The following is a 23,667-nucleotide window of genomic DNA, read 5'->3' on the forward strand; positions in this document are numbered from 1 at the left end:
GCCCGCCGAGCGCTGTCGTCCGCCGCACCCCCGTCCCCACGGGGTTTCGGGTGGGATGTACCCGGCCCGGGCCGCTCTCCCGGACCCGGGGCGCCGCTCAGCGCCCCAGCATCACGCCCACGGACGACGCCTGTGTGACCACTGCCTCCCAGCCGCCGAAGGCGACGACGAGCAGGGTCGCGAGAGGGAGGACCATGGCCGTGGCGACCAGCGGGTGGCGGCGACCGCCCGGACGGCCGTCGAACGCGGTCGACGTCCTGCGCGCCGCTGTCCGGATCATGCTCCGCGATGCCGTGTCCGCCATGGTTCCTCTCCCCGTGCGATCAGCAGCGGCGGGTGCGTGACCTCGGGGGACGAGTGCCGCCCCCGCCGCTTGGACTCAAGATTAGGGAGCGCGGGGAAGGCCCACGTCATGCCCGCGTACCGATTGCCGGGCCTCCGGGAGGATGACTCCACCCGGCTGTGTGTACTCCCCTGGGTGGAGAAGTGGCCCCGGGTCTGGGGGTCTTCCCGGAGGGGACGGCGGTCTCCGGGCGTCCACGCCCCGACGTGCGGCCCGACCGGCACACCGGCGTCCGGTCGGCGTGCCGGGCAGCCGTTCGCACGGCGGAACCGGAACACGTGACTTCGCTCACTTCGGCCGCTGCCCCCGGCCCGCGGCCGTCGCGGCCCGGCAGCCCGCCCGGCCCGCCGGGGCCCCCGCGCCCCGGCGGCGGGCCGCGCCCTCACGGACGTCTCCCCGCTCTCCCCCGTCGATCCAACCGGCTTACGCACATGCCCGGTTGAGAGCGGCCGGGACCGACGACCCGGGTCTCCGGGTGCTTCTGACCACTGCTCAGTTCCGCCGTCGGGCAGCCTCAATCGATCGGCCGGCGAGGGCGCGGCCTATGAGCACGCCGGCCCGCGGGTACGTAAGCTGTGCCACGTCAAAAGGACCACGGCCAGCGGGGATGAACATGGCGATGATGCGGCTCCGGCGCGAGGATCCGCGTGTCGTCGGCTCGTTCAGGCTGCACCGGCGACTCGGCGCCGGCGGCATGGGAGTCGTGTACCTCGGTTCGGACCGGCGCGGTCAGCGGGTCGCGCTGAAGGTCATCCGGCCGGACCTCGCCGAGGACCAGGAGTTCCGCTCCCGCTTCGCCCGCGAGGTGTCGGCGGCCCGGCGGATCCGGGGCGGCTGCACGGCCCGGCTGGTCGCCGCGGACCTCGAGGCGGACCGGCCCTGGTTCGCCACCCAGTACGTACCCGGACCGTCCCTGCACGACAGGGTGGCGGGGGACGGCCTGATGTCCGCCGCGGAGACGGCCGCCGTCGGGGCGGCGCTCTCCGAGGGCCTCGTGGCCGTGCACGAGGCCGGGGTGGTCCACCGGGACCTGAAGCCGTCGAACATCCTCCTCTCCCCCAAGGGCCCCCGGATCATCGACTTCGGGATCGCCTGGGCCACCGGAGCGAGCACGCTCACCCATGTCGGCACGGCGGTCGGCTCTCCCGGCTTCCTCGCCCCCGAGCAGGTGCGCGGCGCGGTCGTCACCCCCGCCACCGACGTGTTCTCGCTGGGAGCGACGCTGGCGTACGCCGCCACGGGTGACTCCCCCTTCGGGCACGGCAGTTCCGAGGTGATGCTGTACCGGGTGGTCCACGAGGAACCGCAGCTGCAGGGCGTGCCGGACGCGCTGGCACCGCTGCTGCGCTCCTGTCTGGCGAAGGATCCCGAGGAGCGGCCCAGCACCCTCCAGCTCTCCATGCGGCTCAAGGAGATCGCGGCGCGCGAGGCGCAGGGCCTCCCCGAGGTGCGGCCCCCGGTGCAGCGGGACCGGACGGAGGAGGAACTGCCGTCGGGGCGCCGCACGGCGCGGTACACGGAGCGGACCACCCAGGGCAGGCCGGCAGGTACCGGGACGGGGTCCTCCACTTCCCGGGAGCGGGCGCCTCGGCAGCAGGCGTACCGTACGGGCGGCTCGCGGCCGCCCCGGTCCCGGGGCGGCGCGAACACCGGCGGCAGGCCCGCTTCCCGGCCCGGGACGAGGACGACGTCCACCGGGCGCAGGCCGGCCAACCCCCGGCTGCTGCGTCAGCGGATCTTCGTGTTCGTCGTGGTGACGCTCGTCGTGGCGCTGGGCATCACGGTGGCACAGGGCTTGCGAAGCTAGGGCCGCGTCAGGCGACGTTCGCCCCGTCGCGACGCCCGGCACGGCGACTCGCCCCGTTGCCGCGTCGCCGAACCAACCGAGCAGCCCACCACGAGGCCGATCCGGCGCCCTGCGACGCACCGCACCCGACGCCGCTCCGCGCCGCCGCCGACGGGCGAACCTCGCCTGACGCGGCACCAGTGGTGCGGGCTGCGCAAGTCCCTCCCGGCCCGCGGGCGGACGGAGCTGCTTCCGCAACTCGCTCCCACTGATCCCAACGATCCCAATGACCCCACTGACCCCACTGACCCCGCTGATCCCGCTGATCCCGCTGATCCCGCTGATCCCGCTGGCCGGCTCCGGAGGCGATGGAGACGGTCCCGGACCTGCACGAACAGCGGCGCGGGGCGGGCGGCCAGGCGTCACCGCACCGGGTTCAGGCTCCTTGCGGGCGGGTCGCGTAGAAGGCCACGGCAGAGGCCGCGGCGACGTTGAGCGAGTCCACTCCCGCGGCCATGGGGATGCGGACCCACTCGTCGGCCGCGCGCAGGGCGTCGACCGACAGCCCGTCGCCTTCGGTGCCGAGCATCAGCGCCAGCTTCCCGTACCGGCGGGCTGCCAGTTCGTCCATCGTGACCGACTTCTCGTCGAGACACAGGGCGGCGGTCACGAAGCCGTGCTCGCGGAGGATCTCGACGTCCTTCGGCCACGAGGCCAGCCGGGTCCAGGGGACGTGGAAGACCGCTCCCATCGACACCTTCACGGCCCGTCGGTAGAGAGGGTCGGCGCAGCGCGGGGTGAGCAGGACCGCATCCACGCCCAGAGCGGCCGCGTTGCGGAAGGCGGCCCCCAGGTTCGCATGATCGACCATGTCCTCGAAGACGGCGACGCGCCGAACCGCGCCCTGGCGCGGACCCGGGGGCGGTGCCGTGCCGGCGCCGGTGCGCTCGCCGGCCGGCTCCGCGTCGACGACACGGTGGGCGCTCCGCAGCAGCTCCCCCACCGCCGGCAGCGGCTTGCGCTGCATGGACGCGAGGGCGCCCCGGTGGACGTGGTAGCCGGTGACGCGCTCGGCGAGGTCCGGGCTGACCGCGTACACCGGTGCCGGGACCTCGTCGATCACGTCGCGCATGACGTCGACCCACTTGGCGGACAGCAGCATCGAGCGCATCTCGTAACCGGCGTGCCGGGCACGGCGGATGACCTTCTCGCCCTCCGCGATGAAGAGGCCCTCGGCGGGCTCGCGCCTCCGCCGCAGTTCGACGTCGGTCAGCCCCGTGTAGTCGCGCAGGCGCGGGTCTTCGGGGTCGTCGACGGTGATGAGATCTGCCACAGGGTGATACTGCCTTGTCCGGGAGGAGGTGCCAACGGGTGGAGCGGAGTTCCCTTACCGCCGGTTACTTGCGGGGGCCCTCGGCGACGACGTCGCCGATGACGATGACCGCGGGAGGCCGGACATCCCGCGCCCGGACCGTCTCCGCGACCGTCGCGAGCGTCGCGTCCACCCGGCGCTGAGCCGCCGTGGTGCCCTCCTGCACCAGCGCGAGGGGCGTGTCCGGCGCCTTGCCGTGGGCGACGAGGGTCTCGGCGATGGCACCGATCTTGTCGACGCCCATCAGGATCACCAGTGTGCCGGTCAGCTTGGCCAGCGCCTCCCAGTCGACGAGAGAGCGGGGGTCGTCCGGTGCGACATGGCCGCTGACAACGGTGAACTCGTGCGCCACACCCCGGTGGGTGACCGGGATACCGGCGGCGGCGGGCACCGAGATCGAGCTGGAGATGCCCGGCACGACCGTGCACGCGACACCGGCCTCGGCCAGGGCCTGGGCCTCCTCCATACCGCGGCCGAAGACGAACGGGTCGCCGCCCTTGAGCCGCACCACCGACCTGCCCGCCTTGGCATGCTCGACCAGCGCGTTGTTGATGGCCTCCTGGGCCATGAAGCGGCCGTACGGGATCTTCGCCGCGTCGATCACCTCGACATGCGGCGGGAGTTCGTCGAGCAGGTCGCGGGGGCCCAGACGGTCGGCGATGACGACGTCCGCCTCGGCGAGCAGCCGGCGGCCCCGCACGGTGATCAGGTCGGGATCGCCCGGGCCGCCCCCCACGAGCGCGACGAAGGGCGGACGGTCGCGGCTGTGCGGTGCGGCGAGGGAACCGTCGCGGAGCCCTTCGACGATCGCGTCCCGCACGGCAGCCGACCGGCGCGGGTCCCGGCCCGTGAGCACCGCGACCGTCACGCCTTCACTGCGCCCGGTGGCCGGTGTCCACGCGGTCGCCGCTTCGGCGTCGTCGGACCGCACGCACCACGTCTTCGTCCTGTCCGCCTCGGCGGAGGCGGTCTCGTTGGCGATCGGATCGCTGGTCGAGACCAGCGCGTACCAAGCGCCGGCGATGTCCCCCTCCCGGTAGCGGCGCCTGTCCCAGGTGATCTGGCCCGCTTCCGCCATGGCCTCGACCGACGGTGTCACGGACGGCGAGATCAGGGTGATCTCGGCACCGGCGGCGACGAGGGCCGGCAGACGCCGTTGGGCGACCTGGCCGCCACCCAGCACGACAACGCGCCTGCCTGCGAGGCGGAGCCCCACGGGATAGGCGGGGTACTCCTCGCGGGCAGCGTGCTGCCGCTGTGCGGGGGTCTCTGCGGGCTCGGTGGGCTCTGCGGGCTCGGCCATGGCGGGGCGGCTCCTCGGTGCGGCGGTGCGGGGGCCGCTGCGACGGTGAAGCGGCTGGTGGGGACGGTGGGGCGTCCCGGCGAACACGATACGGGGTGGGGGCCCGGCACTGCCGGGCCGCGGAACGGGACGGACACGGACACGTTCGTGGACATGGACCCGGACCCGGACCCGGACATGATCGTGGTCTCGGACACGGTCGCGATCCTGGACACGGACTCGGACACGGTCGTGGTCTCGGACACGGTCGCGATCCTGGACACGGACACGGACACGGTCGTGGTCTCGGACACGGTCGCGGTCTCGGTCTCGGTCTCGGACACGGTCGCGGACACCGGCACGGTCGCGGACACCGGCACGGACGCGCAGCGGGCCGGGGCCTCGCGCGCCTGCGCGGAGGCAGCTTGCGCGTGGTGTGCAGATCCGGACTCTGCGGGCCTTCGCGTGCGCGGGCCCCGTCGACCCCAACGGCCTCGGCGGTCCCCTTCGCGTGCGCGCAGCCCCCTCTCCCGGCCCCGGGCACACCGGGTGGTTCACGCATTCGCGTGGGCGTGCGCGGGGCATCTCGCGACGATCGCGCCGCACGGACGTCCGGCACCCGCACGCCGACGCGCCGCGCACAGAGGCGTGGCTGCCGCGTGCTGACCGCTCGTACCCGACCGGGTGGCGGCCGCACGCCGACCGCCCCACACCGGCGCGTGGCGACCGCACGGGAACATGGCGCGGACGCACGGGAGCATGGCGCGGACGTACGGCACTGCGCCATACGTCCGCGCGAGCGCCGCGCTACTTCTCCGTGACGCCCGCCGAGTCGAAGGTCGCCACCTCGTGCATCGCGCGGGCGGCGCTCTGGACGAGCGGGAGGGCCAGCAGCGCGCCCGTACCCTCGCCGAGGCGGAGGTCGAGGTCGACCAGGGGACGCAGACCCAGCTTGTTGAGGGCTGCGACATGGCCGGGTTCGGCGCTGCGGTGGCCCGCGATGCACGCCGCCAGGGCCTCGGGCGCGACCGCCCGGGCGACCAGGGCCGCCGCGCCGGCCGAGACACCGTCCAGGACGACCGGCGTACGCAGTGACGCGCCGCCCAGGATGAAGCCGGCCAGGGCCGCATGCTCCAGACCGCCGACCGCCGCGAGGACGCCGACGGGGTCGGCCGGGTCCGGCCGGTGGAGTTCAAGTGCCCGCCGGACGACGTCCACCTTCCGCGCGTGCATCTCGTCGTTGATGCCGGTCCCGCGCCCGGTGACCTCCGCCGGGTCGGCCCCGGTGTAGACGGTGATCAGCGCGGCGGACGCCGTGGTGTTGGCGATGCCCATCTCACCGGTGAGCAGTGCCTTGTTGCCCGCGGAGACCAGGTCGCGGGCGGTCTCGATGCCCACGTCGATCGCGGCGTGGACCTCCTCGCGGCTCAGGGCGGGACCGGTCGTGAAGTCGGCCGTACCGGGGCGCACCTTCCGCGGCAACAGCCCGGGGGTGGCCGGGAGGTCGGATGCGACGCCGACGTCGATGACGCAGACCTCCGCGCCGACCTGGCTGGCGAAGGCGTTGCAGACCGCTCCCCCACCGAGGAAGTTCGCGACCATCTGGCCGGTCACCTCCTGGGGCCAGGCCGTGACGCCCTGGGCGTGCACCCCGTGGTCGCCCGCGAAGATCGCGACGGCGGCGGGTTCGGGGATCGGCGGCGGGCACATCCGGGACAGTCCGGACAGTTGAGCGGAGATGATCTCCAGCATGCCCAGCGCACCCGCGGGCTTGGTCATCCGTTTCTGCCGCTCCCACGCCTCACCGAGTGCCTTGGCGTCCAGCGGCCGGATGCCGGAAACGGTCTCCTGGAGAAGGTCGTGCGGTTCTGCGCCCGGCAGCGCCCGGCGGCCGTACGTCTCCTCGTGGACGACCCAGGACAGCGGCCGGCGTTTGGACCACCCCGCCTGCATCAGCTCGGGCTCCGCCGGGAACTCGTCGACATAGCCCACGCACAGATAGGCCACGACCTCCAGGTGCTCGGGCAGGCCGAGTGCGCGGACCATCTCGCGCTCGTCGAAGAAGCTGACCCAGCCGACGCCGAGCCCCTCGGCGCGGGCGGCGAGCCAGAGGTTCTCGACGGCCAGCGCGGAGGAGTACGGCGCCATCTGCGGCTGGGTGTGCCGACCGAGGGTGTGCCGGCCGCCGCGCGTCGAGTCGGCGGTGACGACGATGTTGACGGGTGTGTCGAGGATGGCCTCGATCTTGAGTTCCTTGAACTGCTTGGCCCGGCCCTTGGGCAGCGACCTGGCGTACGCCTCGCGCTGGCGCTGGGCGAGTTCGTGCATCGAGCGCCGGGTCTCGGCCGAGCGGATGACGACGAAGTCCCAGGGCTGGGAGTGGCCCACGGACGGCGCGGTGTGCGCGGCCTCGAGGACGCGCAGCAGGACGTCGTGCGGGATGGGGTCGCTGCGGAAGCCGTTGCGGACGTCGCGGCGTTCCCGCATCACGCGGAGTACGGCCTCGCGCTCGCTGTCGGCGTACCCGGGGGCGGGCCTCCCACGGGTCTCCGCGGAATCCGCCTCGCGGTCCCCGCCTGCGGACGGCGCTGCCTCGGCGACCGGTTCCGCCCCGGCCGCCCCGGCTGGCTCGCTCCGCTCGTCCGGCTCGGACACGGCGGCGGACTGTTCGGCGGGCTGTTCGGCGGGAGGGCCGGCCGCGGTCCCGGAAACCGGCTGCTCGGCGGCCTGTTCCACCGCGGCCCCAGGCCCGGTCTCGGTCTCGGTCCCGGTCCCGGTCTCGGTGTCCGGCAGCGTCCCGGCAGCGGGCTGCTCGGCGGCAGGTTCGGCTCCGGCCTCGGTGCCCGGCTGGGTCACGGCGACCGACTGACCGACGGCGGAGTCGCCCCCAGGGGCCGTCGGCCCCGCTTGGGCCGGCACGGTCTCGGCGGTGGCGTGCTGGGTGGTGGCGTGCTCCGCGATGGTGGCGTGCTCGGCGGTCGCCGGCGCGGTGCGCGATCCGGCGTCCGTGGAAGCCCCGGCCTCGGGCGCGGTCCCGGCGGCCGCGGGGGCGCCCGGTGCGGGCTCGGCCGTGGACGGGTCCCCGGTATGCGGTGCGGGGGACCCCGCGGGCTGCGCACCGTCGACGGCCTCGGCAGTCTCCCCAGTTTGCTCGGGCGGTCCGGTTTGCTCGGGCGGTCCGGTTTGCTCGGGTTCGGCGCCCGCATCATCCGCCGCCTCTCCCGTCCCGGGCTCGGCCTCGGTGACGGCGTCGGCCACCGCCGGCGGCTCCGCGGGAGCGCCGGGCGCCGTTGCGGCGACCTGCTCCGGAGGGACGGCGGGCCCCGCCTGCGCACCTGTGACGACGGGTGCCGGTGCGGGCTCGGCGGCGGGCAGGGGCTCCGGCGCGGACTCCGGCCGAGCGACCCCGGCGGCCTGGGCAGCGATCCCGCCCGAGGGCGCGGCGGCCCCGGCGTCCGTATGCTCCTCGCCGGACTCCGGCGCCACCGCCTCGGAGGCCGGCGCCACCTCGGGCATCGGGGTGGGCCCGGCCTGGGACCCCGTCGGCGGGACGTCCTCAGCCGGTACGAGCTGCTGCTCGGCGGCCGTGGGCTCCGGAGCCGCGCCGGCAGGGGCTGCCGCCGGATACGGCGGGGCGGGCACCGTCTCGGCGGCGGGGCCGGCTGCCGGGCCCGCGGGGGGAAGCACGGTCTGCGGAGGGGCCGTTCCGTCGAGGGCCCCGGCGACCTCCTCGGGTACCGCTTCCTCTGGCACCGTCACAGCGGTCGGGGCCTGAGCCTGCTGCGCGGCACCGGGCCGGCCGCCCTGCGGCGGGGCCTCCTCCGGCTGTGGGCCGGGCGGCACTTCGGCGTCGTCGTGGGGCGTGTCGAGGTACTCCGGGCCACCGGGCGGCGGACCCGCAACGGGTGCCGCCACCGCGCTCTGCCGGGGCGCGGGACTGCCGCCTCGGTGCGCGGCGGGGCCGCGGTCCGCGAGCGAGCGGACGACACCGCTGTTCGCCTCGGGGACCGGCGGGCCCATGTGGAGGGGGCGGCGCGGCTGAGCCGGGGCCTGAACCGGCGCAGCGCCCGGCGGCATCCGCACACCACCGAGGTCGAGAGACCTGGAGTCCCGGCCGCCGGCCTCATGCGCACCGGCCTCGTGCGCCGGAGACTCGGCCGCACCCCGCCTTTGCGCAGACGGACGGCTCCGGGCCGCGGACCGACCCTGACCCACCGGCTGATCGTGACCAGACTGATCGTGACCGGACTGTCCGTGGCCTGGCTGACCGGGGCCGGACTGTCCGTGGCCGTCCGGCCCCTGCCCAACCGGTCGGCCGTGGGCGGCACTTCGGCCCTGCTCCGCGGGCGGCTCCTCGGCCGGCTGCCGGCCCCCCTGGGCATTGGCCCGCCCGGCCGCCACGGCCTGGTCCGCCACCGCCGGCTCCGGCACCGGCGGCCGGGCGGCCGCCTGGGCGGGAACGCTCTGGGCCGGGACGCTCTGGGCCGGGACGGCGTGAGCGGCGGTCGCGTGAGCGGACACGGACGGCGCGGGCAGCGTCGGGGTGTGGGCGGCGTGCTGCTCGGCGGCCCGGGGAGGCCGCGGCTCGTCACCCGCGTACTGCTGCTGCTCCTGCGCGACCCGGGCGGGCGGCTGTCCGGGTGCGGCGGCCGCCGCGGCCCCGGGGTACGCGGGCACGGTCCGCGCTCCCGGAACCGGCGCGTGCTGGGCCGCCGCGGCGTCCTGGGCGGCCGGCGCCGACGGGTAGTGCCCTGCTCCGGGGGCCCCCGCCGGGACCGGCTCCGTCGCCACGGCCGGACTCGCCGTTTGAGTGGCGGCCGGGGGGGCTGCCTGAGTGGCGGCCGGGGGCGCTGCCTGAGTGGCCGTCTGCGGGTCGCTCCACGCCCCCTGCGCTCCCGGCATCAGGAGGAGGTCGTCGTCCTCGGGGACGGCTTCCGGGGCACCGCCGGAGTGGTCGAGGAAGGTGTACGTGCCGGGAGCGGGGACGCCCGGCTGCTCCACCATGCCTGCGTTCTCCGGCAGTCCCTCGCCCGGGACCCGGCCGGTGTCAGTCATGCGTACCCCTCGCCCATCGGTTGTGCTCCTTCAGACCTTCGCCCGGGGCGCCCGGTCGCGGCACGCACCCGTGCCCCTCACTACGAGAACGAGCATGTGCCCCACGCGGCACGAAAGCCCGCGGACACAAGCATTGTCGTGGGCGTTCGCGTCCGTGGCAGCAGGATCCGCCTCGGTCGGCTGTGGACTGCGCCACGTTGCGCGTCCCCCCGGTCGCGCCGTACCACAGCAGGGCCCTCGGCAACCCCCTCTTTCCGGCACTGACCGGGGGTCTCCCGGCGGGGCCGGGAGGGGGAATGGACCAACGGCCGGCTGCGGTGCAACGATCGGCCAGCCTACCCCGCCGGGGTTCGGCGCCCGGTTCAGGGGGGCGGTCGGCGGCAGGTCAGAAGGCCGGTTCCCGACGGTGGCCGGCGAGCAGGAAGACGACCGACCGCTCGCGCTCCGACCAGTCGCCGGGATCGAGTTCCACGGACTGGAGCAGGGCGCATTCGACGGCGTAGCCGCCCTCGGCGAGCGCCGCGCCGATCGACTCGGCCTCGTCCCTGGTGGAGGCGTGGGTGACGATCCGCTCGGGCCTGCGGTCGGCACAGGCGGTGACGACGGGTACGCCGCCCCCGCCGATGCGCACGACGTCCGGCTCCGGGAGCCGTTCCAGGACGTGGGGCGCCCGGCCGTGGACGGTCTGCAGCAGGACGCCGTGGCGGCGCGCAGCGGCGTCGGTACGGATGCAGGCGGCCGGGTCGCCGTCGACGGCGATCACCGCGGCGCCGAAGCGGGCCGCGTCGGCGGACAGTTCACCGCTGCCGCAGCCGATGTCCCACACGAGGTCACCGAGCCGGGGCCCGAGCCGGGCGAGTTGGGCGGCGCGCAGTCGCGGCGACTCGCTCTCGGCGGTGGGCCGGTCCTCGCCGGCCGGCAGGGCCCAGCCGCGCGGCTGGGAGGGGTAGCCGGGCTCCCGGCCGGCCGCCCAGCCCCCGCCGCCCTGGGCGCTGGTGCCGCCGACGACGATGACGACGTTGGGGTCGCGCCAGCTGTGGTCGGCGACCTTGTCGGAGGTCAGCACGGTGACCTGCGCACGTGCGGTGCCCAGTTCCTCGCAGATCACGAAGGTGCGGTGGACACCGTCGAGGAGCAGGGCGAGTTCGGCGGGCCCGGCGCCCGGGGAGGTGAGGACGGCGACCTTGGGATGGGACCGGCAGACGTTGACCGCGCGACGCAGTGTGCGGCTGTGGGCGACGACGACCTGGGCGTCGTCCCACGGCATGCCCGCCCGAGCGAAGGCGGCTGCGACGGCTGAGACGGCGGGGACGACCTCCACCTCCAGCCCGTGCTGCGGGGCGCGGAGGGTGCGTACGACACCGAAGAAGCCCGGATCGCCGTCGGCGAGGACGACGGGGCTGCCGCGGTGGCCGGCGATCCTGCGTGCGGCGAGATCGAGGCTGCCGAGGCGGACGCGTTCTGCGCCCGGCGGTACTTCGGGGAGCGCCAGGTGGTGGGCGGCCCCGGCGACGAGCGTGGCGGCGGACAGGGCGGACCTGGCGGCCGCGGTCAGCGGCGAGCCGTCCCAGCCGATCACCGTGACCCGGTCGGCCATCGTCGTCGTTCTCCTGGTGTCGTCGCAGGTGGGGACCGTGCCCAGGAGGCCCGGGGCAGGCAGGGCCGAGGGTACCCGGTGTCGGTGACGGGCGGTGGCTCGGCCTGCCCGGCGCCGCAGGGCTGGTTCCCGGGGACGATGCCGAGGAGCGGGTTACACGGTGCTGGTTCCACGACGCTGCTTCCACGACGCTGGTTCCACGGGGCCGGCGTGTACGGAGCCGGCGTGTACGGAGCCGGCGTGTACGGGGGCCTCCGGCCGCTGTCCGGCGCCGCCTGCCCCCCGGAGGGGACCGCGACACCTTGTCGTACCGGCAGGTCCGGCGCGGTGGGGCTTCGGGTCCGGTGGTTCAGTTCCAGTCGGTGTAGGCGGCGAACCCGCCTGCCTCGGCCATCTGGTCGGCGACGCCGTCGAGGTCCTCCGGGAGGAGGCTCCAGACGATGAAGTCGGTGCGCAGCTCGGCCCAGCTACCGTTCTGGGTGCGGGTGCGGGCTATGCAGGCACCGCGCAGGACGCCCTCGCTGATGCAGCCGATCCGCTGGGCGACCTGCTGGGCGGCCGCGTTGTCGGCGGCCGTGCGCAGCTCGACTCGTTCGAACCGCTGGTCGCGGAAGAGCCACCGCGCGGTGGCGAGGGCCGCCTCGGAGGCGTAGCCCTCGCCTCGGGCCCAGGGGGCGACGATGTACGACATCTCGGTGGAGCGCACCCGCCAGTCGGTCTTGCCCAGCCCGACCACGCCGACCAGGCGCTGGGTGAGGAACTCGGTGACGGCGAGGTCCATGCCCCGGCCCGAGGCACGTTCGGCGGGGGCGTGGTCGCTGATCCAGCGGTGCGCGGCGGACTCGCCGTAGGGCTGGGGCACGGCCGTCCAGGCGGCGACCTGCTCGTCGTTCATCATCTCGGCCAGGGCGGGGGCGTCGGCGGGTTCGAGCGCGCGCAGCACCAGCCGGTCCGTACTGATGGAGATGTCCGGGAACGTGGTAGTCATGCGCAGCTCCATGCGGAAGACCGTCGTAAGGGCCGTAAAGGCACAGCATGCAGCATCGGGTCGGCGCTGTGCATGGCCGGGTCGGTACGGCTCACCCTACGCCGGGGCCCCGCGCACCACCGGGGGTGCACGGGGCCCTCGTTCACCGGTACGTCCTCAAGGGCCGTACGGGAGGTGTCACTTGGCCGGGGCGCCGAAGGCCGGGACGACGGAGCCGGAGTAGGTGTCCTCGATGTACTGCCGCACCTCGGGTGAGTTGAGGAGCCTCGCGAGCTTCACGACGCGCTCGTCCTGCTCGTTGCCCTTCTTGACGGCGAGGAAGTTGGCGTACGGGTTGCCCTCCGCCTTCTCCAGGACGAGTGCGTCCCGGGCGGGCTTGAGGTCGGCCTCGATCGCGTAGTTGCCGTTGATGACGGCGGCGTCGACGTCGTCCAGGGCGCGCGGGACGGTCGCGGCCTCCAGTTCCCTGAACTCCAGGCCCTTCCGGTCGGTGATGTCGGACAGGGTGGCGCCGGTGCCGACGCCCGGCTTGAGGGTGATGAGGCCGTGCCCGGCGAGGAGCTGGAGCGCACGTCCCTCGTTGGTGGTGTCGTTGGGGACGGCGACGGTCTGCCCGGGCTTGATGTCCTTGACCGACGCGGCCTTCTTCGAGTAGAGGCCGAGGGGCTCGAGGTGGACGTCGACCACCGGGACGATGGTGGTGCCGTTCTTCTCGTTGAAGTCGTCCAGGTACGGCTTGTGCTGGAAGAAGTTGGCGTCGACCTGGCCCGACTGGGTGGCGGTGTTCGGCAGGACGTAGTCCGTGAACTCCCTGACCTCCAGTTCGAGGCCTGCCTTGGCGGCGAGCTTCTCCTTGACGAAGCCGAGGATGTCGGCGTGCGGGGTCGGGGACGCCGCGACGACGAGCGGCCGGGACTCCGCGGACCTGCCGCCGGATCCGGCCGCGGCGGGGTCGGAGGACGTGCCGCAGGCGGTGAGGCCGAGGGCGAGCGCGGCGGTGGCGGCGGCTGCCGCGGTGAGCTTGGTGTTCTTGCGGAGGTTGCGCACGAAGAGTGCCTCTTTCTGGTGTTGCGGTGGTGGCGCCCGGACAAGGAGTGCGGGCTCGCTCGGGCGGCCGGGGCGAAGCGCCGGCACCCGGGTGGTGCGGGTGAGTGGATGGGTGGGTGGATGGGGTCAGTCGGTGCGGCCGCGGCGCGACAGCAGCCGCACGAACCCGTCGCCGATCAGCTGTACGGCCGTGACGAGGGCGATCAGGACGACGACGGTGACGAGCATGAACTCGGTCTCGAACCGCTGGAAGCCGTAGGTCACGGCCTTGGAGCCGAGGCCCTCTCCGCCGACCGCGCCCGCCATGGCCGAATAGCCGACGAGCACGATCACGGTGGTGGTCACGGCGGCGGCGATCGAGGGGAGGGCCTGCGGCAGCAGTACCTTGCGGATGATCGTCGGGATGGATCCGCCCATGGACTGGACGGCTTCGACCAGTCCGTGGTCGACCTCGCGGACCGCCGTCTCCACGAGTCGCGCGAAGAACGGGATGGCGCCGACGGCGAGCGGCACGATCATGGCGGTTGGCCCGATGAAGGTGCCGACCACGGCCGTGGTGAACGGGATCAGCGCGATCAGCAGGATGATGAACGGCAGCGAGCGACCGATGTTCACGACCACTCCGACGGCCTTGTTCACGGGGGTGTTCTGCAGCAGTCCGCCCTTGTCGGTGAGGACGAGGAGGATGCCGAGCGGCAGTCCGCCGACCACCGTGACCACGGTGGACCACAGCACCATGTAGAGGGTGTCCAGCGTGCCCTGGGTCAGCAGGGGCTGCATCTCGGACCACGTCACTTGACGGTCTCCTTCACCAGCGCCGCGGCCCGGGCCCGGGTCGCGGTGCTCTCCACGGGCGCCGGGGCCGGCGCGTCGTCGTCCACGACGTCGACCTGGAGGCCCTGTTCGCGCAGGAAGCCGACGGGTACGACGTTGGCCTCGTAGCCGCCGGGCAGTTCGATGCGCATCCGGCCGACCTGCCTGCCGCCGACGGTGTCCATCGCGGCACCGAGGATCGATATGTCGATGTTGTAGGTGCGGGACAGCTGGGAGATCACCGGCCGGGTGGCGGCGTCACCGCGGAAGGTGACGTCCAGGACGGTGCGGTCCGGTCCCGAGGCGTCCCCGGTGACGGGGAACAGCTCGCGGGCGAGTTCGGAGCCCGGCGTGGCGAGCAGCTCGCCCACCGTGCCGGACTCGACGATCCGGCCCCGCCGCATCAGGGCGGCGGAGTCGCAGACGGTCTTGACGACGTCCATCTCGTGCGTGATGAGCAGCACGGTCAGACCGAGTTCCCGGTTGAGGTCGCGCAGCAGCTGGAGCACGGACCGGGTGGTTTCGGGGTCCAGGGCGCTGGTGGCCTCGTCGGAGAGGAGCACCTTGGGATCGCCGGCGAGCGCGCGGGCGATGCCGACGCGCTGCTTCTGGCCGCCGGAGAGCTGCGCGGGGTAGGCCCCGGCCCTGTCGGCGAGACCGACGAGGTCGAGGAGTTCGAGGGCGCGGCGCGAGCGTTCGGCACCGGACACGCCGAGGATCTCCAGCGGCAGTTCGACGTTGCCCCGCACGGTGCGCGAGGACAGCAGGTTGAAGTGCTGGAAGACCATGCCGATACGGCTGCGCGCCCGGCGGAGTTCCTTCCCGGCGCGGTCGCCGCTTCCGGCGAGGGCGGTGAGGTCGGTGCCGTCGACGACGACGCTGCCGGAGGTGGGGCGCTCCAGCAGGTTCACACAGCGGATCAGGGAGGACTTGCCTGCTCCGCTGCGGCCGATGACTCCGAACACCTCGCCCTCGCGGACGTGCAGGTCGACTCCGTCGAGCGCGGTGATGTCGCGGCCTCGCGACCGGTAGACCTTGGTGAGGCCCGTCGTGGTGATCACAGGGGTTTTCCGTCACTGTCGAGTGCGCGGCGCAGGGTTCCGCGGCCGGGCACGGGGCATGTCGTCTTCGGGGCAGCCGGCGCGGCACGCGGGTGGGCCGGTCGGCAACGTACGCGGGGCAGGCCGAGCCTTCACCGTCACGGCGGGCACGGCTGGACCGCGGGGTTTCGCTTCGGGGCGCGAGGCTCAGGCAGGGGTCCTCAGAAGGCGCACATTCGACACATACGGCGAGCACCGGGCGTCGTGATCGCCTCGGTCGCAGGGGTGCGGCTGCTCGTCGTGGTCATGCGGCCAGTAAAACAGACGAACGTACGACCGGATCACGGGTGTCCGAATAGCGGAACGCGGACCTCCGCAATCCGGATCACCGGCGACGGCCGTCGTCGTCGCCCCGGGCGCCTCGGGCTGCGCGGCCAGGGGAAGGAGCAGAAAGGACCAGGGAGGACCAGGGAGGACCAGGGGAAGTCAGGGGGACCAGGGGGAATCAGGGACAGAGGACGGGGGATTGCCGGGGAGGAGAGGACGGGGACGGCGGTGCCCGCGGCGGGTGCGAGGGGGAGGGCGGGCTGTGGTCAACGCCACGGGCGCCGTCCGGGCCGCGATCACCGTCCCGGCCACCCGTCACGGTCCCGGCCACCCGTCACGGTCCCGGCCACCCGTCGCCGTACGGACCACCCGTCACGGTCCCGACCACCCGTCGCCGTACGGACCACCCGTCACGGTCCCGACCACCCGTCGCCGTACGGACCACCGCCGACCAATCCGCCCGCGGTCGCCGGCCGGGGCCCGCCGCCCGTCGGACCCGCCGTCGCGCCCTCGGGGACCACACAGGCGGGTCGGGTCGGCGACGAGGCGCCGGGTCCGCGCGGTCGACCGGTCCCGCGCGGCGGCTCCTCCGGGGCCGCGCGCATGGTGCCTTTTGGCCCGTAATACGCTCTCCCCCATGCTTGACGCCCTGACGGTCGCGGTGTCCGTGACCGCTCTCGCCCTCGCCGCCTGGTGCGGTTTCGCAGCGTTCCGGGACCAGCCGACCAAGGACTGGCACTTCGCCGGTATGGCCGTGGTCACGCTGCTTGCGCTGGCCCAGCTGGTGACGGGCGTGGTGCAGCTGGCGAGGGGCGAGAAGGCCGACGAGGGGGCGACTATCTTCATCGCCTATCTGGTCGGCGCGTTCGCCGCGGTCCCCGCCGCCGGGTTCCTGTCGCTGACCGAGCGGACCCGCTGGGGTTCGGCGACGGTCGCGGCCGGAGCGGTGGTGCTCGCGGTGCTGGAGGTCCGGCTCCACGACATCTGGGGAGGCTGAGGTGGCCGGAGAGACCGGGCCGACGGGGGCGACCGGAGCAGCCGGAGCAGCCGGAGCCACCGTTCCGGAGGCGACGGGGGCGCCGGGGGCACGGCTGGTCAGGGGCCCGGGGCTGCTGCTGGTGTGGTTGTACGGGGTGATGTCGGTGGGCGCCGTGTCGCGTTCGGTGTACCAGATCGCCACCGAGTACGACCGCGCTCCCCTGGCGTACACGCTCTCGGCGATCGCCGCGGTGGTGTACGCGTTCATCACGTACACCCTGTTCCGCGGCGGCGAGAAGGCCCGCAGGGCGGCTCTGGTGTGCTGCGCCGCGGAGCTGGTGGGCGTCCTGATCGTGGGTACGTGGACGCTGCTGGACCCCTCCGCCTTCCCGGACGCCACGGTCTGGTCGGACTACGGCATGGGGTACCTCTTCATTCCGGTGCTGCTGCCCGTGACCGGATTGCTCTGGCTGCGCCGGTCCCGGCGCTGAACCGGTCCCGGCCGGCGGAGCGGGCCCGGCGGCGGAGCGGACCCGGCAATGACGGACCGCCCCACCCGCCGGACGGACCGTCCGCCTGCCTGCCTGCCTGCCTGCCGGACCGGCCCTGCCGCCGGCCGCGCGGGCTACGCGCTCCTGACGAACCTCCCCTCGGCCCGGGCCGAGGGCACCGCGGCCGCGTCCTTCTCCATGGTGACGAGCGTCAGCCGCGGGTTCATCACACGGGTGGAGACGGGCGTGTAGCCGTGGCCGCGGTAGAGGCGCAGATTCCGCTCGCTGCGGTGCCCGGTGAGCAGCTGGAAGCGGCGGGCCGCGGACTCGCCCGCGAAGTGCGCCTCGATGGCGTCGAGCAGCCGGCCGCCCAGACCGTGGCGCTGCATCCGGGGGTGGACGATGAGCTTGCGGATCGTGGCGATGCCCTCGCCGTCGGCCTCGCCGCGTACGGAGGCCACCACCTCGTCGCCGAGACGGGCCACCAGGGCGTGTCCCCGGTCGAGTTCGGCGCGGAGTTCCGCGAGCGTCTGGGTGAGCGGTTCGATGCGGTAGTCGCCGTAGAGTTCGGCCTCGCTCTGGTAGCACAGGTACTGAAGCTTGAGGATCTGTTCGGCGTCCTCCGCCGTTGCCGCTGAGATGGTCACGCTCATGCCCATGTGCGCATGCCTCCCGCTCACCCGCCGCCCGGTTGTCACCGCTCCATTCCCCGGAGTTCAGGAGCCGCAACCTCTGTAACGAGCATTCTGCGCAAGCATCCGAGGCAACGGGAACGCGTCGGTCCCAGACTTCCCTGTGAGATTCCCAACTCTCCTGCGATTTCTCGGTAGGTGGGGTCCCCCGGCGCCAGCATCGCAGTCAGCAGCCGGCGGCATCGACCCGGTGTGCGGGCGACCGCGGCCCGCAGGGCACGGCGCCGTTCCGCGACGAGCGCGGCCCGTTCGGGGCAGGCGGCGGGTCCCGCTGCGGGCTCGGCCGGGTAGGGGTGTTCACGCTGGGTGCGGGAACGGGCGCGGCGGGCCTCGTCCCGCACCGCCCCCGCCACCCAGCCGGCGGCGTCGGGCGGCGGGCCCTCGGTGCCGAGTCGCTCCAGGAGCCGTACCCAGACGGACTGTTCGAGGTCATTCGAGTCCAGGGCGCCGCCGTACGCCTCGGCGCTCGCCTCCGCGGCGACGAGCGGCCGCAGTTCGCGCACGAGCGCGCCGGCGGTCCCGGGTGCCGCGGCGGCGGGTGCCACACCCAAGGGTGCCGAGGCGCCGGATCCCTCCGCGGTGGCACGGGCACCCGCCGCGCTCCGGCCGGACCCCGGCCGCGGTCCGGAGCAGCCGCGGGCGGCGGTCGGGGACCGGGGCGCCATGGCGCCCCGGCGGGTGGCGGAGGGTGGGGCCGAGTCCGCTTCGCACGATGTCATGCCGTGCGGGACGCCCCACCCGGAGCCGCGGTTTCCACCGAGGACGGCTCTCACCCGGCCGTATGACGGCCGTTCGGCCCCTGACGCGGTCCGGCCGGAGCGGGCGCGGGCCGAGCGGCGGGCGCCGCCCGGCCGGTGGGCGCCCGGCCGATGGGCATGCGGCCGGTGGGCATGCGGCGGGCCGTCAGTCGTCGGCGAAGTCCGCACGGGCCAGCAGACCCGTGTCCGGGTTGTCGGTGAAGATCCCGTCGATGCCCTGCTCGAAGTACACCTTGAACGCGCCGAAGGCGTCGCCGTACGCGTGGGGGTCCGTACCGCGGCGGAAGTCGGCGGGCAGGAAGGAGTTCTCGTTCCGCATCGTGTACGGGTGCAGGATCAGCCCCTGCGCGTGGGCGTCCCGGACGAGCGTGGTGGGCGTGCCCAGCCTGCCGCTCGCGTCCTTGGGCACGATGAGGTCGAGGGTGGGCCCGATGCCCTGGGCGAACGAGGCGATCCACTTCAGGCCCTCGGGCGTGACCAGGTCCGCGACCGTGCGCGGGTCGCCGGCCTGGGTGAAGTCCCAGGGGCGCGTTGCCGCGCCGGCGAGCAGCACGACGCGCGGCGAGTCCACCAGCTTCGCCAGCCGCTGGATGCTGCTCGGCTCGAACGACTGGAGGAAGACGGGCGAGTTCCCGCGGTGCCGGCCATGGCGGCGCAGCAGCTTCGCGAGGCGTTCCTCCAGGCCGAGGCCGATGCTGCGGAAGTAGGTCGGGTGCTTGGTCTCGACGTGGAGCCACACCGGCCGGCCGCGGCGACGGCCCTCCTCGCCGGCCCAGCGCAGCACCTCCTCGAAGGTGGGTATCGTCCAGCGGCCGTCGTAGACCGTGTTCCGCTGGCGGCTCTCCGGGATCCGCTCCACGGCCCGCAGCGTCTTCAGCTCGGCGAGGGTGAAGTCCTCGGTGAACCAGCCCGTGATGCGGGTGCCGTCGACCGACCTGGTCGTCCGGCGTGAGGCGTACTCGGGACGCGAGGCGACGTCGGTGGTGCCTGAGATGTCGTTCTCGTGGCGGCACACCAGATGCCCGTCCCTGGTGGGCACCAGGTCCTGCTCGATGACGTGCGCGCCCATGTCCAGGGCCAGCCGGTAGGAGCCGAGGGTGTGCTCGGGCCGGTAGCCGCTCGCTCCACGGTGGGCGATGACGGTGGGCACCGGCAGCGAGCGGTAACCGGGGCCGTGGCCTCCGCCGTGCCGCTCCCCGCGGGCCCCGCCGTCACCGGCGGCCTGTTCCGCGGCGTGGGCCCCCGGCGCGGCCGCCATCCCGAGCGCCGCCGATCCGAGCACCGCCGCCCCCAGGACGGTCCGCCGGCCGGGGGTGGTCTCCGCACCGTGTGTCATGAACGCTCCTTCGTCGAATGGGCGTACTCCGCGGCCGGTTGCGCGGGGCCTCGCGGCGCACAGGCTAGTGCCGCGTCAGGCGACGTACGCCCCGTCGCGACGCTGCCGACGGGCAGACCCCGCCTGACGCGGCACCGGGCACGAGGACGTCACGTGCCGGAGACCCGGGGCGACCCCGGGGCGAACCCGGGCCGAACCCGGGCCGAACCCGGGTCAACACCGTGTATCCACTCGGTAAACCCGACGTGCGGTCGGGCGGCACTCGCGAGTATCGTCCTCACCTGCAGAGACTTCGCCGGCCGTACCGCAGTCCCGCTTCTGACACCGGAGGACCCGTTGTCCCGCTCGTCGCTCATCAAGGCAGTGCTCGGACCGCTCCTGCGCCTGATGTTCCGCCCGCGCGTGGAAGGCGCCGAGAACATCCCCGGGGACGGCCCGGTCATCCTCGCCGGCAACCATCTGACCTTCATCGACTCGATGGTGCTGCCGATCGTGTGCGACCGCCGGGTCCACTTCATCGGCAAGGACGAGTACGTCACCGGCAAGGGGCTCAAGGGCCGGCTGATGGCGTGGTTCTTCACCGGCGTCGGCATGATCCCCGTGGACCGGGACGGCGCCAACGGCGGTGTGGCGGCTCTGATGACGGGCCGCCGGGTGCTGGAGGAGGGGAAGGTCTTCGGCATCTACCCGGAGGGCACCCGCTCCCCCGACGGCCGCCTCTACCGCGGACGTACCGGAATCGCCCGGCTCACCCTGATGACGGGCGCGCCCGTCGTCCCGTTCGCCATGATCGGCACCGACAAGCTCCAGCCGGGAGGTGCCGGCCTGCCGCGTCCCGGCCGGGTGACGGTCCGCTTCGGCACGCCGATGGAGTTCTCGCGGTACGAGGGCATGGACCGCGACCGCTATGTGCTGCGTGCCGTGACGGACTCGGTGATGACCGAGGTGATGAGGCTGTCCGGTCAGGAATACGTGGACATGTACGCGACGAAGGCGAAGGCGGCCTGAGCCCTCCCCGGACGGCCGGGTCCGTCCGGCGGTTCTCGGGTGCGCCCGCCGCGAAGGACCCGTCCGGCCGGGCCCGAACGAGCGAACGCGATGGGCGCCGGTGCCGGGCGGCCGACCTGACCGCCCGTGCGGGGCCGGACCGCCAGCGCCGGGCCAGGCGCTGCTGCACCGCGCATGCCCACCTGACCGCCCGTGCCGGGCCCCGACCGCCTGTGCGGGTGGCCGGGCACCGGTCCGGCCCCGTCCCCTGGACGCATCGGCCGCGAGCCGGATGCCGCCTCCGCACATCGGTGCGGGCGCGGCGTCCGTCGTACACGGCGGCCGGTCTTCCGGTGCGCGGGGGCGGGTACCGGTCCCGGGGCACCGCGGCCCCGGCCCCCGAAGCGCCGCGGCCCCGGAGCCCCGGGCAGCGGAGCCCCGGGGGGCTGCGGTTCAACGGGGAGCCGGTACACTCGGGCGTCAGTGCTCGATGCCGTACACCCGGGCGTCAGTGCTCGATGCCGTCCGCCAGCCTCTGGCCGCGCAGGAGGAACCACGCGGCCGCGGCGGTGCCGAGCAGCACCGCCGCCCCCACGCCGGCCGCGAGCCGCAGCCCTTCGACGAACGCCTCCTGCGCCGCCCCGACCAGCTCGGCCCGCTGGTGCGCCGGCAGCACGGTCGCGGCCTCCACCGCCCCGCCGAGCGACTCATGGGCGGCGGACGCCACGTCGGCGGGCACTCCTTCCGGTGTCGCGAAGTTCCGGTACACCCCGGTCACGATCGATCCCAGCAGCGCGATACCGAGAGCGGCACCGAGTTCGTAGGCGGTCTCGGCCACCGCCGACGCCGAGCCGGCCCGCTCCTTCGGCACGCTGGACAGGATGACGTCGGCCGTGACGGTGAACGAGAAGCCGGCGCCGACACCGACGACGAGCAGGGCCGCGCCGAGCAGCGGATAGCCCGTGGAGCCGCCGATGAAGGTCAGCACGGCGAGTGCGGCACCCATGGCGGCGAGTCCACCCGCCACGACGGACCGGACGGAGTACCGGCGGGCGAAGCGGCCGGCGACCAGGCCGGTCGCCACCGCACCGATCGCGGCGGGCAGTTCCGCGAGCCCCGCCTCGAGCGGCGGCCGCTCCTGCACCAGCTGGAGGAACTGGGAGAGGAAGAAGACCAGTCCCGACAGGCCCAGGATGGTCAGCAGGTCGGCGAGGACGGCGCCGGAGAAGCCGCGGTTCCGGAACAGCCGCATGTCGAGCAGCGGGGAGGGCAGGGTGAGCTGCCTCCTGGCGAATCCGTACAGCGCGCCGGCGCCGGTGAGGGCGGCGGCGCCGGAATCCCAGCCCACACCGTGGCTGGCGGCCTCCTTGATCGCGTAGACCACGCCGATCATGCCGATCAGCGACAGGGCGACGCTGACGAGGTCCCAGGGGCCGGCGACCGGGTTCTTCGACTCGGGCAGCAGCTTGACGCCGACGACGACGAGGACGGCCATCACGGGCAGATTGATGAGGAAGACGGAGCCCCACCAGAAGTGCTCCAGCAGGAAGCCCCCGACGACCGGGCCCACGGCTGCGCCGGCCGAGGCCATGGCACCCCAGATGCCGATGGCGATGCTGCGCTCGCGCGGGTCGTGGAAGATGTTGCGGATCAGCGCCAGTGTGGAGGGCATGAGCGTGGCCCCGGCGACGCCGAGCAGGGCCCGGGCGAGGATCATCATCTCGGGCGTGGTGGCGTAGGCGTTGAGCACGGACACCGCGCCGAAGGCGACGGCGCCGGTCAGCAGCAGCTTCTTGCGGCCGATCCGGTCGCCGAGGCTGCCCATGGAGACCAGCAGTCCGGCGATGACGAACGAGTAGACGTCGCCGATCCACAGCAGCTGGGTGCCGGTGGGCTGGAGGTCCTCGCTGAGGAAGGGCGTCGCGAGGCCGAGCACGGTGGCGTCCACGGCCACCAGCAGTACGGCCAGGACGAGTACCGCCAGGGCCAGCCAGCGCCCGGGGCGGTACAGGGCCTCGTCCGCACCGCCCGTGCGCTGGACGGTACCGCTGGTCATCTCTCCACACTCCGGAGTGCTCCGCCGAGCACCAGCTCGGTGATCATGTACTGGAATTCGTTCTTGGCGACCCGGCCGTCCATGACGGCCCAGGCGCAGGTGCCGATGAGGCCGTAGAGGGCCTCGGTGAGCCAGACGGGCGAGAGGTCGATCCGGAACTCGCCCTGTTCCTGGCCCCGTCGGAACAGGGCGCTGACCCGGGCGTCGAGCCGGGCCCAGCCCTCGTCGACCTGGTCGCCCTCGAACAGCTGGTTCTCGGTGACCAGGAACGCGAGGAGCTCCGCCGCGGGCTCCATCTCGGCGATCAGCCGGCGCAGGGCGTCGCCGGCGGGGCCGTCCTCGAGCGCGGCGCGGCCGACGGCCGCCTCGAACTCCTCGATTCCGAAGGCCTCGAGCGCCTTCACCAGCGCGTCCCGCCCGGCGAAGTGCCGGTGCAGAGTGGCGCGGCCGATGCCCGCCGCCCGGGCGACCTCGTCCATGGTCGCGGTCGACTTACGGGCAAGGAGGGCTGCGGCGGCGCGCAGCACCTGTTCACGATCCATAGCCATGAGACAACCATAGACCGAATGAGACGTCAACGTCTCATTCGGTCCTGTGGTCGGCCTCATATGAGGCGGAGCAGGGGCGCCGGGCACCTGAAGCCGCCGCTGCCCGTCGGCCTCGCGCGCACCCCGCCCCGGGCGTGAGGAACTCCTCGCGGCCGGGGACGGCTACCCGCT

At 73.9% G+C, this 23,667-nt stretch carries 18 protein-coding genes; 4 read left to right on the top strand and 14 right to left on the bottom strand.

Annotated elements, in window-relative coordinates:
* Positions 1 to 97: 97 nt before the first annotated feature.
* Positions 98 to 304, bottom strand: a complete 207-nt coding sequence (locus DDQ41_RS01280; RefSeq protein WP_109292776.1) for a hypothetical protein — start codon at positions 302 to 304, stop codon at positions 98 to 100.
* Between the two features lie 652 nt (positions 305 to 956).
* Here DDQ41_RS01280 and DDQ41_RS01285 point away from each other — a divergent pair.
* Positions 957 to 2,150, top strand: a complete 1,194-nt coding sequence (locus tag DDQ41_RS01285; protein ID WP_174720346.1) for a serine/threonine-protein kinase — start codon at positions 957 to 959, stop codon at positions 2,148 to 2,150.
* Between the two features lie 415 nt (positions 2,151 to 2,565).
* Here the strand turns inward: DDQ41_RS01285 and DDQ41_RS01290 are convergent, their stop codons facing one another.
* The 8 genes from DDQ41_RS01290 to DDQ41_RS01330 form a co-directional block, all read right to left on the bottom strand.
* Positions 2,566 to 3,462 (bottom strand): TrmH family RNA methyltransferase, encoded by an 897-nt coding sequence (locus tag DDQ41_RS01290; protein WP_109292778.1) that lies wholly within the window; start codon positions 3,460 to 3,462, stop codon positions 2,566 to 2,568.
* Between the two features lie 64 nt (positions 3,463 to 3,526).
* Positions 3,527 to 4,804, bottom strand: coding sequence for a uroporphyrinogen-III C-methyltransferase (gene cobA, locus DDQ41_RS01295; RefSeq protein ID WP_262508324.1), 1,278 nt, complete (start codon positions 4,802 to 4,804; stop codon positions 3,527 to 3,529).
* 786 nt (positions 4,805 to 5,590) lie between these two features.
* Complete coding sequence (gene cobT, locus DDQ41_RS01305) at positions 5,591 to 9,838, bottom strand: nicotinate-nucleotide--dimethylbenzimidazole phosphoribosyltransferase (protein ID WP_109292779.1); 4,248 nt, start codon at positions 9,836 to 9,838, stop codon at positions 5,591 to 5,593.
* Between the two features lie 385 nt (positions 9,839 to 10,223).
* Entirely contained in the window at positions 10,224 to 11,435 is a 1,212-nt protein-coding gene (gene cbiE / locus DDQ41_RS01310) for a precorrin-6y C5,15-methyltransferase (decarboxylating) subunit CbiE (RefSeq protein ID WP_109292780.1), read from the bottom strand.
* 349 nt (positions 11,436 to 11,784) lie between these two features.
* A complete protein-coding gene (locus DDQ41_RS01315; protein ID WP_167450226.1) occupies positions 11,785 to 12,423 on the bottom strand; it encodes a GNAT family N-acetyltransferase in 639 nt (212 codons plus the stop codon).
* A gap of 177 nt (positions 12,424 to 12,600) precedes the next feature.
* On the bottom strand, positions 12,601 to 13,470 hold the full coding sequence (locus tag DDQ41_RS01320; RefSeq protein WP_109292782.1) for a MetQ/NlpA family ABC transporter substrate-binding protein: 870 nt from the start codon (positions 13,468 to 13,470) through the stop codon (positions 12,601 to 12,603).
* Between the two features lie 126 nt (positions 13,471 to 13,596).
* Positions 13,597 to 14,265, bottom strand: a complete 669-nt coding sequence (locus DDQ41_RS01325) for a methionine ABC transporter permease (protein WP_109292783.1) — start codon at positions 14,263 to 14,265, stop codon at positions 13,597 to 13,599.
* The gene (locus tag DDQ41_RS01330) at positions 14,262 to 15,344 is read right to left on the bottom strand and encodes a methionine ABC transporter ATP-binding protein (RefSeq protein ID WP_109292784.1); all 1,083 of its coding nucleotides are present in this window, start codon (positions 15,342 to 15,344) and stop codon (positions 14,262 to 14,264) included. The genes DDQ41_RS01325 and DDQ41_RS01330 overlap by 4 nt, the downstream gene beginning before the upstream one ends.
* 943 nt (positions 15,345 to 16,287) lie before the next feature.
* On the opposite strand from DDQ41_RS01330, the gene DDQ41_RS01335 reads away from it, so the two are divergent.
* Positions 16,288 to 16,647: a hypothetical protein gene (locus DDQ41_RS01335; RefSeq protein WP_109292785.1), complete on the top strand. Its 360-nt coding sequence runs from the start codon at positions 16,288 to 16,290 to the stop codon at positions 16,645 to 16,647.
* Positions 16,648 to 16,741: 94 nt separating this feature from the next.
* On the top strand, positions 16,742 to 17,119 hold the full coding sequence (locus tag DDQ41_RS01340; protein WP_109297478.1) for a hypothetical protein: 378 nt from the start codon (positions 16,742 to 16,744) through the stop codon (positions 17,117 to 17,119).
* A gap of 134 nt (positions 17,120 to 17,253) precedes the next feature.
* Here DDQ41_RS01340 and DDQ41_RS01345 read toward each other — a convergent pair whose 3' ends face one another.
* The 3 genes from DDQ41_RS01345 to DDQ41_RS01355 form a co-directional block, all read right to left on the bottom strand.
* Positions 17,254 to 17,778, bottom strand: coding sequence for a GNAT family N-acetyltransferase (locus tag DDQ41_RS01345; RefSeq protein WP_109292786.1), 525 nt, complete (start codon positions 17,776 to 17,778; stop codon positions 17,254 to 17,256).
* Between the two features lie 35 nt (positions 17,779 to 17,813).
* Positions 17,814 to 18,362 carry a sigma-70 RNA polymerase sigma factor region 4 domain-containing protein gene (locus DDQ41_RS01350; RefSeq protein ID WP_109297479.1) on the bottom strand — a complete coding sequence of 183 codons (549 nt, stop codon included), beginning with the start codon at positions 18,360 to 18,362 and terminating at the stop codon, positions 17,814 to 17,816.
* A 352-nt stretch (positions 18,363 to 18,714) separates the two neighbouring features.
* On the bottom strand, positions 18,715 to 19,905 hold the full coding sequence (locus tag DDQ41_RS01355) for a glycerophosphodiester phosphodiesterase (protein WP_109292787.1): 1,191 nt from the start codon (positions 19,903 to 19,905) through the stop codon (positions 18,715 to 18,717).
* A gap of 318 nt (positions 19,906 to 20,223) precedes the next feature.
* Between DDQ41_RS01355 and DDQ41_RS01360 the strand changes: the two genes are divergently transcribed.
* A complete protein-coding gene (locus DDQ41_RS01360) occupies positions 20,224 to 20,913 on the top strand; it encodes a lysophospholipid acyltransferase family protein (RefSeq protein WP_262508634.1) in 690 nt (229 codons plus the stop codon).
* A 487-nt stretch (positions 20,914 to 21,400) separates the two neighbouring features.
* Here DDQ41_RS01360 and DDQ41_RS01365 read toward each other — a convergent pair whose 3' ends face one another.
* Positions 21,401 to 22,948, bottom strand: a complete 1,548-nt coding sequence (locus DDQ41_RS01365) for an MFS transporter (protein WP_109292788.1) — start codon at positions 22,946 to 22,948, stop codon at positions 21,401 to 21,403.
* Positions 22,945 to 23,496, bottom strand: coding sequence for a TetR/AcrR family transcriptional regulator (locus DDQ41_RS01370; RefSeq protein ID WP_109292789.1), 552 nt, complete (start codon positions 23,494 to 23,496; stop codon positions 22,945 to 22,947). The genes DDQ41_RS01365 and DDQ41_RS01370 overlap by 4 nt, the downstream gene beginning before the upstream one ends.
* Positions 23,497 to 23,667: the final 171 nt, after the last annotated feature.

It is taken from the genome of Streptomyces spongiicola (assembly GCF_003122365.1).
GTDB classification, from domain to species: Bacteria; Actinomycetota; Actinomycetes; order Streptomycetales; family Streptomycetaceae; genus Streptomyces; species Streptomyces spongiicola.